8 protein-coding genes and 2 pseudogenes are annotated in these 14,258 nt (G+C 57.7%); 7 read left to right on the top strand and 3 right to left on the bottom strand.

The window, feature by feature from the left end:
• Nucleotides 1-627, top strand: a pseudogene (locus tag CHU71_RS13105) (restriction endonuclease subunit S).
• 107 nt (nucleotides 628-734) lie between these two features.
• On the opposite strand, the gene CHU71_RS11320 reads toward CHU71_RS13105, so the two are convergent.
• Nucleotides 735-2,507: an RNA-binding domain-containing protein gene (locus CHU71_RS11320; protein ID WP_147761104.1), complete on the bottom strand. Its 1,773-nt coding sequence runs from the start codon at nucleotides 2,505-2,507 to the stop codon at nucleotides 735-737.
• 211 nt (nucleotides 2,508-2,718) lie between these two features.
• Here CHU71_RS11320 and CHU71_RS12885 point away from each other — a divergent pair, with 211 nt between their 5' ends.
• A complete protein-coding gene (locus tag CHU71_RS12885; protein ID WP_005527681.1) occupies nucleotides 2,719-3,096 on the top strand; it encodes a hypothetical protein in 378 nt (125 codons plus the stop codon).
• A gap of 56 nt (nucleotides 3,097-3,152) precedes the next feature.
• Nucleotides 3,153-5,000, top strand: a complete 1,848-nt coding sequence (locus CHU71_RS11315; RefSeq protein WP_187272077.1) for a DEAD/DEAH box helicase family protein — start codon at nucleotides 3,153-3,155, stop codon at nucleotides 4,998-5,000.
• On the opposite strand, the pseudogene CHU71_RS11310 reads toward CHU71_RS11315, so the two are convergent.
• A pseudogene (locus CHU71_RS11310) lies at nucleotides 4,984-6,210 on the bottom strand (IS3 family transposase). The gene CHU71_RS11315 and the pseudogene CHU71_RS11310 overlap by 17 nt on opposite strands.
• 625 nt (nucleotides 6,211-6,835) lie before the next feature.
• On the bottom strand, nucleotides 6,836-8,149 hold the full coding sequence (locus CHU71_RS11305) for a deoxyribodipyrimidine photo-lyase (protein WP_147761102.1): 1,314 nt from the start codon (nucleotides 8,147-8,149) through the stop codon (nucleotides 6,836-6,838).
• Between the two features lie 295 nt (nucleotides 8,150-8,444).
• Between CHU71_RS11305 and rplJ the strand changes: the two genes are divergently transcribed.
• The 4 genes from rplJ (at nucleotide 8,445) to CHU71_RS11285 (ending at nucleotide 14,244) form a co-directional block, all read left to right on the top strand.
• Nucleotides 8,445-8,966 carry a 50S ribosomal protein L10 gene (gene rplJ, locus CHU71_RS11300; protein ID WP_049151616.1) on the top strand — a complete coding sequence of 174 codons (522 nt, stop codon included), beginning with the start codon at nucleotides 8,445-8,447 and terminating at the stop codon, nucleotides 8,964-8,966.
• A gap of 76 nt (nucleotides 8,967-9,042) precedes the next feature.
• Nucleotides 9,043-9,429, top strand: coding sequence for a 50S ribosomal protein L7/L12 (gene rplL, locus CHU71_RS11295; RefSeq protein WP_034656606.1), 387 nt, complete (start codon nucleotides 9,043-9,045; stop codon nucleotides 9,427-9,429).
• Between the two features lie 134 nt (nucleotides 9,430-9,563).
• The gene (locus CHU71_RS11290; RefSeq protein WP_147761101.1) at nucleotides 9,564-10,517 is read left to right on the top strand and encodes a DUF3068 domain-containing protein; all 954 of its coding nucleotides are present in this window, start codon (nucleotides 9,564-9,566) and stop codon (nucleotides 10,515-10,517) included.
• 232 nt (nucleotides 10,518-10,749) lie between these two features.
• A complete protein-coding gene (locus tag CHU71_RS11285) occupies nucleotides 10,750-14,244 on the top strand; it encodes a DNA-directed RNA polymerase subunit beta (RefSeq protein ID WP_147761100.1) in 3,495 nt (1,164 codons plus the stop codon).
• The last annotated feature ends 14 nt before the right edge of the window (nucleotides 14,245-14,258 follow it).

Below are 14,258 nucleotides of genomic sequence, written 5' to 3'. Positions count from 1 at the left end.
TTGGTTCAGTCGTTATGCCATAGTTTGTTTTTGGATTTGCAAACTAAGTGCGGTGAAAATGATACAAGCGCGGTAGGCGACGTAGCAGTCGTCAGCACGGGAGCCACTCCATCTAGAAAAGTTCCGTCCTATTATCAAGGAGAAATTCCTTGGGTCAAGACTCGTGAGGTTGACGGTGGGTGGATCCTTAACACTGAAGAGAAAATCGCGGAAAAAGCGATTAAAGAAAGTAATTGCAAAGTATTCCCAGAGAGAACCGTGCTCGTTGCAATGTATGGGCAAGGATGAACGAGGGGAAAAGTGGGCCGGCTAGCTGAGCCAGCGGCAACGAACCAAGCTTGTGCAGCTATCTGCATCGAAGATGCGGTGGATGCCGATTTTCTGTTCTACGTATTGCGCAATTCGTATGAGCAATTACGTTCTTTGGGAAGAGGCGGAAACCAAGACAACTTGAATCTTTCGTTGGTTCGCGATTTTCGTATACCCTGGCCAGCTGTTGAGATTCGTCAACGATTTGTTGCGCAGATGAATGAAGCGACTCGCATCCTAACTCTTCTTGAAAAAAGGAATGATGCGCTAGCTCTCTTAGGCAAGAGTCTTGAGCAAAGGTATTTTAGTGCTTCCTAGTGGATCGGTGAATTGGTGAGTGGTGATGTGTCCTTAAGACAGAATTTTTTGGCGGATCCGCTGTGTGCTGAAGAATGAGGAACTACCGATTAATTTCGGCGGCGATGTTAGGAATATTCTATATTTAAAAAGTATTTCTGAACGCGGGCATCAGATTCGTCTGGAATACTTTGGATTGTTTTGTTTTCGTTCAAGGCTGTCAATCGCGGATTTAGCTGCCCACGACTGAGCCCCGTTGTCTGTACCAGTTCTTTGCGAGTGAGCCCGTGCTCGGCGGCACGTAACGCTGCTAAGATTCTCTCGTCCTTCTCGGCTGCGGACAGGTATGCGCTGCGTTTGGCATGGTCGGCCAAGGAAGTTTCTGCAGTCTGAGCGGTATTGGCGGCTACGGTTTCGGTTGGGGTGTGGTCATCATCGGATGGGGCCCGGTAGGTGGTGCCTCGGCCGGAACCGGTGGCATCGGCAAGCCCGTATTGCACCAGCTGCTGGAGTTCGGCACGGGCATTAACGGAGTCCATGGGGAAGGCGCTTCGATAGATGCTATTGGTGATTTCTTCGCCGTGACGCATAGCGATGAGCGCGTGCTTTTGAGCCACGGAGAGGGCATCGGTGCCGGGGAGTTGCCCAAGCCAACGGAGGTCGGTATCGCTGAGGAGCGACGAAGACGTGAGGATAGCGGTGAACTTCGTAATCTGATCATCGAAGTGCGGGGCGGGAAGGAAAGCGTCCGCAAGGGCGGCCCGAGCTGCAGGAATGCCAGTAGCTTGAGCCTCGATAACGCGGTATCCATTGCTCGTCGTGAGGGAGGCGCACATGGAATAGAGGATCGCGTTACGGGCGCGAGGGGAGGTGTAACCGAGTTGATTTTTGGTGATGCCCCACAATCCGCCAGGACTTTCCACAATGAGCTTGGTGGGCTGCTTGATGAGCTGCGTATACATGCCGTAACTAGCAGCAGAAAGATCGCGGTGAACCAGGGCATTGGCGATGATCTCGCGAATGGCGACCGGAGGGAGCTCAGGTACATCGATCCCGTTGCCATCGCGGAAGGTCACTCCGACGCGTAGCTGCGCAGAGACCCATTCCATTGCCGAGTCAAGGAGGTCCGGTACGGGTCCCGTGAATTCGCGACGATCGGCGAGCCGTTGAGCGGTGTCGAGCTGAGGATTGATGGCGCGAGCTTTGACTACGAGGTTGGATAGAAACTGCTGCGGCTGCTCGCCGAAGGCGTAGAGTGCAGCAGTCGTGACGAAACCAGTGTCTGGGTCAATAACGTTGGTGCGGATGTGGAGCGTGTGCTCATCGAGGTCGCGTAGTCGGCGAGAGTCGCGCTTCTTCGCGCTGAGGTATTGCTGGAGCAGGTCGTCTACCAAATCATGTTGAACCGTGGCCCCTTCGACTGGTGTGCGATCCGCATGTGGTTGCTGCCGCTCACCGACCAAAAAGAGCTCTTCCTGAGGTGACAAGTAGTAGTCACCGTCGCCGGAACGAATGTAGGCTTTGCCAAACCTACCAACTCGGAAGGGACGATGCTCTGAGGGCTGGGGAGGAACAATGGCAGCAACGACGGGTTTCCCCTCCACGATGGTCGCCTCGACTGCGCCGAGTTGCAGGGGCGGCGTGATTCGCTCGCGGGCCTTTGAAGCAAGGGCGGACTGCGCAGCCTTCGGATCCCAGACTCCGGTGACATCAAATGCGCCGTCATTTTCAGCGACCCCGAGGATGAGCGTGCCGCCATCCGGCATATTGGCGAAGGCACAGAGAGTCTCGTCAATTGATTCAGGCATCTGGTGAGAGGCTTCTTTGGCCTCGACATTCCACGTATCGTTTTGCGTATCGCGGAGGAGCGCAATGAGTTCTGGGATGTCGATGATGCTCATGGGGAGCAGTGTACCCGAGTTCGATCGGAAATCGTACTGAAATATGATTGAAATGTGACTGAAATCTTGTGCTAGAAAATCCAGTACGAATTCAGTACCTTTGTAAATCGAGTTAGATGGTGAAATTGCTTTCGTTGCGCTGGAAAAACACCATAATAGTTGTAACTAAGCAGTATGAGATGCGGAACTAGTAGAGAGGAACTCCAGCGTCATGGCGACGATGAGTGGTGGAACACCCCAATCCAGCAACTTTGGCTTCGTCGGCGTGGTGTGGCCGAACCTGCTTAACGACTGCCGATTGGTGGAGCGAAGTGCACTCACTAATCCGCGCGGTTCCCTGTTCCAAGCGCGCTTCGTGCTTGAATCGGTGGTGGGGCACGTGGCTACGGTCCTCGGTATTCCCAACACGGACCGCGTCATCGATGCCATGGTCCATCCGGATTTTGCGAGTCAGTTCCCAGATGATCTGCTGAAAAGATGCATGTCATCCGCAAGGCAGGTAACGCCTCTGCGCATGACTCCAAGCCCGTTCCACCGGAACAAGCGGAACGTATTGTCCGACATCTCTTCGATGTGCTTGTGCGGGTAGCAAAAAGGTTTAGTACGAAGCCCCTGCCGCCCGTCGCTCCTTTTGACGTTGCAATTTTGCGCGCAGCACCCAAGCAGGCGGCACAGTCGCGGCAGCAACTGCTCGCGTTACAGCGAGAACTGGATCGCCTGGCGGCAGAGTCGGATGGCTTCCGGTTGCAGCTCTCTGAAGCAGAAGCTGCTCAGCTGGCGTTAGAAAGAGAGTTAGCCGAGCAGGCGCGTGAGAAGGCCGCTGCGCAAGAGACTGCAGATGATGCGTTACGAGAAGCACGTGAGGCGCGAGAGCGTGTCAAGCACTTGGAAGCTGAGCTGCGCGAACGCTATCTAGAGCAGCAAGAAGCTGTTCGGGCATCTGAGGAAGCTAGCGCGGTTGACCTCCCGCCGCTCGCGCGTAGCGAAGCGGATACCCGTCGTGACATCATCGATCCGATGCTCGCAGATGCTGGTTTCAGTGTGGCGGGCGGGAACCTTACTGTCGAGTACCCGATTGAAGACCTTTACATTGACTACGTTGCGTGGGGCACAGATGGTCAACCCCTGGCTATTATCGAGGCGAAGAAGACGGAACGCAGCATCAACGATGGGCGCGTTCAAGCTGAGGACTATGCCGAGGCGTTGGGTCGCAAATTCGGTCGAGTCCCGCTGGTTTTCTATACGAATGGGCATGACGTGCGTTTCTGGGACCGGGACGCGGAACTGCCCGGTGGTTACTGTTACGAAGCGCGGCAGGTAGAGGAATACCCCACAGCGGCCGCCATGGAGGAGCTCATTCGGCGGCGCGGTAAGCGTCAGCCTCTGGAGACAACGGAGCTATCCGACATTGCGGCGCGGCCGTACCAACAGCAAATGCTGCGAGCCGTGAGCGAGCGCTTCGCGGCGGGGCATCGCAGGGCTCTGCTTGTTATGGCCACGGGTACCGGAAAAACGCGTGTATCCATCTCGTTGGTGAAGATGCTTATGGAGGCCGGTTGGGTGCGCAATGTGCTCTTCCTGGCTGACCGCAAGGCGTTGGTACGCCAGGCGCATTCGGCATTTGTGGAGCATTTGCCGGGCTCCAATCCTGTGAATCTGCTTGCCAACAAAGAGGCGACGGGTCAGGTGTACGTGAGCACCTACAACACCATGATTGACATGGTTGGGCCCACCGAGCGTTTCGGTTCTTTTGACTTCGATCTCATCGTGGTAGACGAGGCACACCGATCGATTTATCAGCGCTACCGGCGTCTCTTCGAATACTTCGATGCCGCGGTTGTGGGCCTTACCGCCACGCCACGTTCAAACGTGGAACACAATACGTACCGCTTTTTCGGGTGTGAGCCAGGTGCGCCGACCGGGTACTACGGCTTGGATAAAGCCATCGAAGATGGCTACCTTGTGGCGCCGAAGTTATTCCGGGGTGACAGCTTGTTCATGCGGCAAGGCGTGAAGTATTCGGAGCTCAGCTCGGAAGAACAGCTTGAATGGGATATGAAGGATTGGGGCTCAGACGAGTCAGGAGATCCTCTGGAGGCGCCAGGTGAGATCACGTCGGCGGAGATGAACCGGGTGCTCTATAACCTCGACACCATCCGACAGGTTCTCGCTCAGGTCATTGAGCGTGGAATCAAGGTTGGCGGAGCTGATCGCCTGGGTAAGACGATTATCTTTGCGCGTACGCAGCGTCACGCGGAGCTTATCGCCGAAGTCTTCAGGACGCTTTTGCCTCCAGCGGCAGGAACGCGCTGTGAAGTCATTACGCATGGAGTCAAGGACGCCGAGGGACTCATCGATCGGTTTAAAGACCCTGCGAGTGGGCTCGATGTCGCGGTGAGCGTGGACATGCTCGATACCGGTATCGATGTACCTGAAGTGCTCAACTTGAAGCGTCCTGGGTTTGGTTCCGCTTCTTTTACGGCCCTGTGTTGATGGGCTGGGTGAGATAGTACTCGGTTTCTACTTCCTGTGGGGTGGCGTAGGCCAAAGCTTCATGAAGCCGCTTGGTGTTCCACCAATGCACCCACCGCAAGGTGGCCAGTTCGACTTCTCCGACCGAGGTCCACGGGCCTTGGGTGTGAATGAGTTCAGCTTTGTAGAGCCCGTTGACTGTTTCGGCTAGTGCATTGTCGTAAGAATCGCCGACTGTTCCCACACTCGGACGGATTCCGGATTCCGCTAGCGCAGCGGAATACTTCAGTGACACGTACTGGCTGCCCCGATCGCTATGGTGAATTAACTGGTTTCCATGGATTCGTCCTGCAGTCGTTAACGCATGTTCCAATGCCTCCATGGGCAGCGCATCGGTACACATCGTCGAGCGTGTAGCAACACCAACAATTTTTCGGCTGAAGACATCCACGACAAACGCGGTATAGGCGAATCCTGACAGGGTGCGAACGTAGGTAATGTCGGCAACCCAAAGCCTGCCTGGTGCCTGCGCACGGAAGTTTCGGCGCACAAGGTCCGGGCGATGATCCGGTGCCTTCGGGCTAATCGTTGTCACTGGGGTTCGCCCACGTCGGCGGCCAGAAACGCCTGCGAGTTTCATCAGTCGTGCAGTCTTATCGCGACCAATATGAAAGCCTTCACGGTTCATCGCGTACCACATTTTGCGGATGCCGTAGACCGAGAAATTCTGCTCATGCACACGCTGTATCTCTGGGATGAGCAGGCTATCGCTTAAGGCCCTTGCGCTGGGAACACGAGTGGTCGCCTTGCGGTAGCCGCGTGAAGTAATGAATCCACGATCTGCTTGTTTAAGGACTCGGCAGATGGGCCCGGTCCCCAAACTGATCTTTATACGTGTCGATGTAGGAGATCATTTGGTCGTGGGTCGGTCGAGTTCCGCTGCGAAAAAAGCCGAAGCAGTCTTAAGAATCCCGTTTGCTCGCTTCAGCTCACGGTTTTCGCGGCGCAGACGCTTGATCTCTTCTTCCATTGTTTCGCCGCCTGACGCGTCGGAGTCATCACGTACTGAAGCGCTGTCACGGTACCAAGCCCGCAATGTGTGGTGAGATACTCCAAGCAGCTTACCGACCTCCGTGTAGGCGCGTTGCAGTGAGCAGGACTCCAGGCGGACCATTTCGATGATCTGATGGACCGCCTTCTCCTTGAACTCGACGGAATACTTTCTAGGCATAGTTCAATCCTTCCTTAGCTGAGGTAGGAACTAAACCCAGGACGCTTCACCATCACGCCACAGTCGTGCAATGTCCTCGCATTCAGCCGAGGTAACTCGCCTCGACCGTCGCATAGGAAGCTGTAGTTCATGAGCGAGCCGATAAGCCAACCACAACGGCAGCTCAACCGACTGGGCAGCAGAACGTACCGAGCTTCCGGCCCTCACCAATGCGCAAAACCGCGCCACCACCACAGACTCTGGATCCCACTGTGAACCCATACAATCACCCAACCATGTCAGGTTTTCCACGACCGCTAGATTCTGTCTTGCAAGCTGGGCTAGCGACGAGGTGCGCCATCCACCCCACTGCCCAGACTAGCCCCGCCCGTTCCAGCACCCGCCGGGTCCAGCCCTCACGCAGATGGTCTCTTTCCTCGGCTCCAATAAGGAAGGTGTTTTTTGACGTTTTCAGCCCCGAAAACCGCTTCAAATGGTCTCTTTAGTGCCCAAACGGACCATCTGTGAGGGACCCGAAGAAAGTGACCACGCGGAAGAGAGGCGGGCGAGTGAGGCGAGTGGGCGAGTGGAGCGAGTGGGGTGAGGCGAAGCGGGGGAACGGAGCGGGCCGGGGAGGTAGTCCTGTCTACCGGATTTCCTGGTAGGCGTCCAAGGCGGCTTGTCGCGACTGCTTGAGGTCCACGATGGGCGGCGGGCTAAGCGGCGGTGCCCACTGGCGCATGTAGGTGCCGTCGGGGTCGAACTTGCTGGCCTGCAGCTGCGGGTTGAAGATGCGGAAGAAGGGCGAGGCGTCGTCACCGCAGCCGGCAACCCATTGCCAGTTGAAGGGGTTGGAGGCGGGATCGGCGTCGACTAGCGTGTCCCAAAACCACTCCTCGCCGTGACGCCAGTGGATGCCGAGGTTCTTCGTCAGGAACGAGCCAACGACCATGCGCACGCGGTTGTGCATGTAGCCGGTCTGCCAGAGCTCGCGCATGCCGGCGTCGACAAGCGGGATGCCCGTTTCGCCCGTGCGCCAGGCTTGTAGCTCCGGCAGGGGATGCGGGCGCGGGTCTTTTCCGGAGGTGTCGATTCCGCCGTCGTCCCAGTACCAATCGAAGTTGCGGAACTTCTCCCGCACAGGCTCTGTTGCGAGGTCGGGGACGTGGTAGAGGCGATGCCAGGCGAAGTCGCGCCAGAGCAGCTCAGAGTGAAAGCTTGAGGCGTCTGTCGGCAGCGCACTTGCAAATTGCCAGACTTCTCGTGCGGAAACCTCGCCCCAACGCAAGTGGGGTGAAAGCCGCGAGGTGGCTGGGCGTGCGGGGAAGTCGCGGCCTTTGTCGTAGTCAGAGAGATCGAGCTCCGCTAGTGTTTTGCGCGCAGCTTTTTCGCCGGGTGTCCAGTGCTTGGCTAAAGACGCCGCCCATGCGGGAGCCGACGCTTCCTCCCATGCGACGGCACCGGGGCCGTGGAGGTCTGGGACTTCGAGTGCCGGTTGCAAAGTGTTTTGCAATACGGCCCGTGCAGCGCGTGCGAAGGCGCTGTAGACCTTATAAGGCTTAACGGCTTGTGGCTCCACCAGGGTATGCGCTGCAAAAGAGTGAATCTCGAGGCCTTGCGAGTGGAGGGATTCTTTTAAGACGGCGTCGATTGTCGACAGATGATAACGCCGGTTCCAGCACACGGCGGAAACGTTCTGAGACTTAGCGAAGGCAGGGATTGTCGTACGGGCGTCGCCGTTTAGCCTGTATAAAGGAACGTTATAGGAGGCGAGCTCTTCTGCGAGGCAAGAAAGGGAGCGTTCACGCCACCAGCTGGTGGCACTGCCCGACGGGCGGCTACCCGGGTAGGTAGGTTCGTCTAGAACGCAGGCGATAACCTCGCCGCGGGAAGCTGCCCACGTAAGGGCAGGGTTGTCGTGAAGACGGAGATCGTCGCGGAACCAATGCAGAGTGGTCATAGTGGAAAGCTTATGGCAAAGCCAGCGATTTGGTTTTTAAGCAGGGCGCTTGTAAGCTTGCCTGCGAAGTTTGAACAGGCCATGTGCCTGACCAGGTTTCACCGAAGACCGTCGGTCATCCGGAAACGGATCGAAGGTTCCCAACTCAATGGGGCGGCCCACGCAGGAGACACTTTGCGATTAATCGCGGCATTTTCTTATGCCGCGCGCCCTGTGCTCTTGCACGGGGCATTTTTTATTGAAGATGTCTCGACGGAAATTTACAGAGATGTTTCGAAAGGAGGCGAAGTAGAACATGGCAAACCCGAAGAACACCGCAGATCTCGCGGAGCTCAAGGAGAAGCTCGCTGGCGCTGAGTCCATCGTGCTGACCGAGTACCGCGGCCTGACCGTTTCCCAGCTCCAGGAGCTGCGTAACAACCTCGGCTTTGACGTTGAGTACTCCGTCGCCAAGAACACCCTCTTCAAGATCGCCGCTAACGAGGCTGGCATCGAAGGTCTTGACGACAAGCTGACTGGCCCGACCGCTATTGCGTTCATCAAGGGCGAGGCAGTGGATGCCGCTAAGGTCATCAAGAAGTTCGCTGATGACAACAAGGCATTCGTCGTCAAGGGCGGCTACATGGATGGCAACGCTCTGTCCGCAGAGCAGGTTGCTGCCATTGCCGAGCTGGACAACCGCGAGACCACTCTCGCAAAGCTGGCTGGCGCTATGAAGGGTTCTATGGCAAAGGCTGCGGCCGTATTCAACGCTCCTGCAACCAAGATGGTCCGCACTGCTGCGGCCCTGCAGGACAAGAAGGCTGCCGAAGCTTAAAGTCGCCGCATAAGGCGCACAAATTAAAACACCACAATCTGGGTCAGAAACTGGCCCAAAAGAAAGGATGGCCATCATGGCTAAGCTCACCAAGGACGAGCTCATTGAAGCTTTCAAGGAAATGACCCTCATCGAGCTCTCCGAGTTCGTTAAGGAATTCGAAGAGGTCTTCGACGTTGAGGCTGCTGCTCCGGTTGCAGTTGCAGCTGCAGGCGCACCGGCTGCTGGTGGCGCTGCTGAGGAAGAGAAGACCGAGTTCGACGTCGTTCTGACCGACGCTGGCGCAAAGAAGATCGGCGTCATCAAGGCTGTTCGCGAGATCGTTTCCGGCCTGGGCCTGAAGGAAGCTAAGGAGCTCGTTGAGGGTGCACCTAAGGCTATCCTCGAGGGCGCTTCCAAGGACGACGCTGAGGCTGCAAAGGCTAAGCTCGAAGAGGCTGGCGCTTCCGTCGAGCTCAAGTAATTTAGCTTGCTACGACCCCGTTTCCCTTTTTGGGAGGCGGGGTTGTTCCCGTTTTAGGAGGCTGTGCACTTTAGACATCCAGACCCGCGCGCGAATTCCAAAGCAGGCGACCACGACCTGTAGAATAAGCCACCATGCTGCCCAAATCCCGTATCTTTTCCGTCCTGTTGCTCGGCCTCGGCGTTGCGTTGATCGCCGCCGGACTCGCGGCATCGAGGTTCCTCGACTTCGAACCGCGCCTGCCGCTGGACCTCGAGAAGACCACGTGGACGCTCACCGATGACTCCGCCAAGTCGCAAGTGGTCACCGGAGAGGGGACCAGCGCCTACGAAGGGCCCATGACCTATCAGCTCAACATGGAAATGCAGGACCCTTCAGACGGTGAGCAGGTCACCGTACGCATCGGCGAGTCCGCCATGCGCGGGGACAGCGGCGAGCTCGCAGACTTGAGCATGGCCCGGGTGTGGAGCTACCCCATGGATCGCTTAAGCGGGCAGGCGCTTGACGACGCCACCCTTACGCACACCCTCGGCAGCCCCACGGCGAAGGTAACGGTGGACGGCTACTGGATGAAGTTCCCAGCCTCGACTGAGCAGACGACCTACCCAGTCTTCGACCCGTACTTGCGCAAGGCGGTCGACACCGTCTTTGAAGAGGGGATGGACATCGACGGCCGTACTGTGTATCGCTTTCACCAAGAGGTAGAGCCAACTAATCTCGCAACTCTGTACCCAGGGCAGACCACGACCATTTTCCGCAACGAGGACGACTCCACTGAGCAGGGCTACCTGTTTCACAAGGCGACACGCGACTTTTACGTGGATCAAGCGACCGGCTTGGTGGTAGGAATGGACGTGGCCATCGATGACTATTGGGGCGACCGCACTGGTAGGGGCCGCGAGACCCAGTTCATGTTCGAGGGCAAGACTTCCGAAGAGGATCGCTCAGCATTCCTAGCGGAGGCCGCAAAGTTCCCGAAGCCGGCAGTTGGTAATGCTGTCCGCTGGGGCACCTTGGGCCTTGGAGCGCTCTTGGTACTGATCGGTCTGATTGGATCGCTGGGTGCTTTCTCGCGTCGCCGCGGGTAACGACACGCAAAATTCAGCCTTTACATGGTGAGAGTTTTCATATAAGCTATATCGTTGCGCTGGAATCTGGATCTTCAGTGCACATTTAGCCTTTCAAGTAGGTGATGGCAAAACCGACTTGACAAGGTGATTTTGTGCTTTCTGAACCCAGAAATTCCACAGCAGACCGAATGCTAAAATTACCAGCGGTTTTGCACCTCGTCGGCCAGGGCGAGGAGGCAATCCGCGTGAGGTGCTGGAAGGACCCATCTTGGCAGTCTCCCGCCAGACCAAGTCAGTGGCCAATATCCCTGGAGCCCCGAAGCGATACTCGTTCGCCAAAATCAGCGAGCCGATCGCTGTCCCGGGCCTCCTTGATCTACAACTCGATTCCTTCGCATGGCTGATCGGCACGCCTGAGTGGCGTGAACGTGAGCAAGCCGAGCGCGGTCCAGAGGCTCGCGTCACCAGCGGCCTTGAGGACATCCTTGAGGAACTCTCTCCGATTCAGGACTACTCGGGCAATATGTCCCTGTCCCTGTCGGAGCCTCGCTTCGAGCCGGTGAAGAACACCGTCGACGAGTGCAAGGAAAAGGACATTAACTACTCCGCGCCGCTGTACGTGACCGCAGAGTTTATCAACAACGACACCCAGGAGATTAAGTCTCAGACCGTCTTCATCGGCGACTTCCCGATGATGACCGAAAAGGGTACGTTCATCGTCAACGGCACCGAGCGTGTTGTCGTTTCCCAGCTGGTTCGCTCCCCGGGCGTCTACTTCGATCAGACCATCGATAAGTCCACCGAGCGTCCGCTGCACTCCGTGAAGGTCATTCCTTCCCGCGGTGCATGGCTGGAATTCGACGTCGACAAGCGCGACACCGTCGGCGTCCGAATTGACCGTAAGCGCCGCCAGCCGGTGACCGTTCTGCTCAAGGCCCTTGGTTGGTCCGAGCAGCAGATCAAGGATCGCTTCGGCTTCTCAGAGCTCATGATGTCCACCCTCGAGTCCGACGGCGTTGCAAACACCGACGAGGCTCTGCTGGAGATCTACCGCAAGCAGCGCCCAGGCGAGCAGCCGACCCGCGAGCTCGCTCAGTCCCTGCTGGACAACTCCTTCTTCCGCGCAAAGCGCTACGACCTCGCAAAGGTGGGCCGCTACAAGGTCAATCGCAAGCTGGGTCTGGGCGGCGACCACGACGGTCTCATGACCCTCACCGAAGAAGACATCGCTGTCACCCTCGAGTACCTGGTTCGCCTCCACGTTGGCGAGCGCGAGATGATCGCACCTAACGGTGAGACCATCGCGATCCACACTGACGATATCGACCACTTCGGTAACCGTCGTCTGCGTACCGTGGGCGAGCTCATCCAGAACCAGATCCGCGTTGGTCTGTCCCGTATGGAGCGCGTTGTGCGTGAGCGCATGACCACCCAGGATGCTGAGTCCATCACCCCGACCTCGCTGATTAACGTGCGTCCGGTTTCTGCCGCCATTCGCGAGTTCTTTGGTACCTCGCAGCTGTCCCAGTTCATGGACCACAACAACTCCCTGTCTGGTCTGACCCACAAGCGCCGCCTGTCCGCACTGGGCCCAGGCGGTCTGTCCCGTGAGCGCGCCGGCATTGAGGTCCGAGACGTTCACGCTTCTCACTACGGCCGTATGTGCCCGATTGAGACTCCTGAGGGTCCGAACATTGGTCTGATCGGCTCCCTGGCTTCCTACGCTCGCGTGAACGCCTTTGGCTTCATCGAGACCCCGTACCGCAAGGTTGTTGACGGCAAGGTCACCGACCAGGTCGAGTACCTCACCGCGGATGAGGAAGACAAGTTCGCTATTGCCCAGGCTGAGCTCGAGAAAGATGCTGATGGCACCATCATCGGCGAGCGTATCGAGGTCCGTTTGAAGGACGGCGACATCGGAGTTACCGACGCTTCCGGCGTCGATTACGTTGACGTTTCCCCGCGCCAGATGGTTTCCGTGGCAACCGCCATGATTCCGTTCTTGGAGCACGACGATGCTAACCGTGCGCTGATGGGTGCGAACATGCAGCGCCAGGCTGTGCCGCTGGTTCGTTCCGAGGCACCTTTTGTTGGTACCGGTATGGAGCAGCGCGCGGCTTACGACGCCGGCGACCTCATCATCACCCCGAAGGCTGGTGTTGTAGAAAATGTCACCGCTGACCTCATCACCATCATGGATGACGAGGGCCAGCGCGACACCTACATGCTGCGTAAGTTCGAGCGCACCAACCAGGGCACCAACTACAACCAGACCCCGCTTGTTGAGCTTGGTCAGCACGTCGAGGCCGGCCAGGTTCTGGCTGACGGCCCAGGTACCCACAACGGTGAGATGTCCCTCGGCCGCAACCTGCTGGTTGCGTTTATGCCGTGGGAGGGCCACAACTATGAGGATGCAATCATCCTGAACCAGCGCATCGTGGAAGAGGATATCTTGACCTCCATCCACATCGAGGAACATGAGATCGATGCCCGCGATACCAAGCTGGGCCCCGAGGAAATTACCCGCGAGATCCCGAACGTCTCTGACGATGTTCTGCGCGACCTGGATGAGCGAGGCATCGTTCGCATCGGTGCTGACGTTCGCGCAGGCGACATCCTCGTCGGTAAGGTCACCCCGAAGGGTGAGACCGAACTGACCCCGGAGGAGCGCTTGCTGCGCGCCATCTTCGGTGAGAAGGCTCGCGAGGTTCGCGATACCTCCATGAAGGTTCCTCACGGTGAGAACGGCAAGGTCATCGGCGTTGCGCGCTTCTCTCGCGAAGACGACGACGATCTGGCACCGGGCGTCAACGAGATGATCCGCGTTTACGTCGCTCAGAAGCGCAAGATCCAGGACGGCGACAAGCTCGCTGGCCGCCACGGTAACAAGGGCGTCGTGGGCAAGATCCTGCCTCCAGAGGACATGCCATTTATGGCTGACGGCACCCCAGTTGACGTCATCCTGAACACCCACGGTGTTCCGCGTCGTATGAACATCGGCCAGGTTCTCGAGGTGCACCTCGGCTGGCTGGCACACGCCGGCTGGAAGGTCGACGTTGATGATCCAAAGAACGCTGAGTTGCTCAAGACCCTGCCGGAAGAGCTTTACGACGTCCCGGCTGGTTCCCTGACCGCAACCCCAGTGTTCGACGGTGCTTCCAACGAAGAGATTGGTCGCCTGCTGGCATCCTCTCGCCCGAACCGCGACGGCGACGTCATGGTTGACGAGCACGGTAAGGCACAGCTTTTCGACGGCCGCTCTGGTGAGCCGTACAAGTACCCGGTTTCCGTCGGCTACATGTACATGCTTAAGCTGCACCACCTGGTTGACGAGAAGATTCACGCTCGCTCCACTGGTCCTTATTCCATGATTACCCAGCAGCCGCTGGGCGGTAAGGCACAGTTCGGTGGCCAGCGCTTCGGTGAGATGGAGGTGTGGGCAATGCAGGCATACGGCGCTGCCTACACCCTGCAGGAGCTCCTGACCATCAAGTCCGACGACGTCGTCGGCCGTGTCAAGGTCTACGAGGCAATCGTGAAGGGCGACAACATCCCGGATCCAGGCATCCCGGAGTCCTTCAAGGTCCTCCTCAAGGAGCTGCAGTCGCTGTGTCTGAACGTGGAGGTCCTCTCCACCGACGGCACCCCGATGGAGCTGTCTGGCTCTGACGATGACGACATGGATAGTCCATCGCTGGGCATCAACCTGTCTCGCGACGAGCGTTCCGACGCTGACATCGCCTAAGACTCAAGAGCCAA

It is taken from the genome of Corynebacterium sp. LK14 (assembly GCF_008042215.1).
Lineage (GTDB): Bacteria > Actinomycetota > Actinomycetes > Mycobacteriales > Mycobacteriaceae > Corynebacterium > Corynebacterium striatum.
This window is presented reverse-complemented; position numbering and strand designations above follow the sequence as displayed.

Excerpts from the sequence above, each read along its gene's own strand:
- CHU71_RS11305 (WP_147761102.1), bottom strand. The coding sequence starts at position 8,149 with ATGACCACTCTGCATTGGTTCCGCGACGATCTCCGTCTTCACGACAAC.
- rplL (WP_034656606.1), top strand. The coding sequence starts at position 9,043 with ATGGCTAAGCTCACCAAGGACGAGCTCATTGAAGCTTTCAAGGAAATG.
- rplJ (WP_049151616.1), top strand. The coding sequence starts at position 8,445 with ATGGCAAACCCGAAGAACACCGCAGATCTCGCGGAGCTCAAGGAGAAG.
- CHU71_RS12885 (WP_005527681.1), top strand. The coding sequence starts at position 2,719 with ATGGCGACGATGAGTGGTGGAACACCCCAATCCAGCAACTTTGGCTTC.
- CHU71_RS11290 (WP_147761101.1), top strand. The coding sequence starts at position 9,564 with ATGCTGCCCAAATCCCGTATCTTTTCCGTCCTGTTGCTCGGCCTCGGC.
- CHU71_RS11320 (WP_147761104.1), bottom strand. The coding sequence starts at position 2,507 with ATGAGCATCATCGACATCCCAGAACTCATTGCGCTCCTCCGCGATACG.